Origin of the sequence: Acidisoma sp. L85 (genome assembly GCF_009765865.1) — a bacterium.
Lineage (GTDB): Bacteria > Pseudomonadota > Alphaproteobacteria > Acetobacterales > Acetobacteraceae > Acidisoma.
Genome location: NZ_LMUQ01000059.1, coordinates 1 through 876, shown reverse-complemented (window position 1 = coordinate 876; position 876 = coordinate 1). Strand labels below are relative to the sequence as shown.

Sequence of the window (876 nt, the reverse complement as noted above, 5' to 3'; positions counted from 1 at the left end):
ATGCCGATCCACGGCCCTTCCACTGGACAAAAGAGCCGGAGAAAATCATTTCTGCCGTCAGGCGCGGGCATCAAGTGTTAGATTCAATCCACTAGGTCCTTGGCGATATGTGAGAGCTTAGCTATCCGGCGTCGGTCCCACCCCTCCAGGTTTTGATCATGAAGCCCTCGGCGACTGTCGGATATGTCGAGAAGAACATATTGAGCTCCCCTCGGATGTACTCTCGCTCGCCGGGCGTGAACCCAGCGGCATTCGGAACGTTCAGCTTGCTCATGCCAATTCCAATGAGTCACCTACTTTCCTCGGGAACGTAAGGCCCCGAGTGCGAGTTAATCCCGGAAGGTCGATGAAATTCCTGGTCCAGAAGATCATGAGGGCGGAAGCTCATACACGCGCGATGTTCTCGATATCGACATTCCACCTCGCCAGGATTTCCGAGCCGCTATCGATATTCATATAATCTCGTGAATGTTCGATGACGCAATATTTTCTAGCTATCCTCGCCGCGCTCGCAATGAAATTGCATTGTCTCCGCTTGCACCCTGTGCGCAAGAGCTGCGCACTCCTAGCGCTATCGTCGACTCGTTTCATCGAGGAAAGGGTATCGTCAGCCCACGCATAAGAGATATAGAGAAAGCGTTCGTAGTGATGTCGGCATAATTTCAAGCAGAAGGCATGCCCCTCGCCGGCACGAGCAAAAGTCGTTGAAAAGGTATGCTAATCGCCACGCGCTGGCCGCCGTGGGTACACTGAAGTTGCCCAGTTCTGCAATTTCTAGGCCTAGAGCCTGTTATGTACTTTTTGGTGGCCGCGCGATAATAGGGAGGCATGTGTGCTGCCTCGACCCGTAAGCCTTATCCCTCTGATGTGACCGAC

The 876-nt window shown here is 53.3% G+C and carries 1 protein-coding gene; it reads right to left on the bottom strand.

Annotation, left to right across the window (positions count from 1 at the left end):
• Window positions 1-121: 121 nt before the first annotated feature.
• On the bottom strand, window positions 122-274 hold the full coding sequence (locus GSQ83_RS18320) for a hypothetical protein (protein WP_158804340.1): 153 nt from the start codon (window positions 272-274) through the stop codon (window positions 122-124).
• Window positions 275-876: the final 602 nt, after the last annotated feature.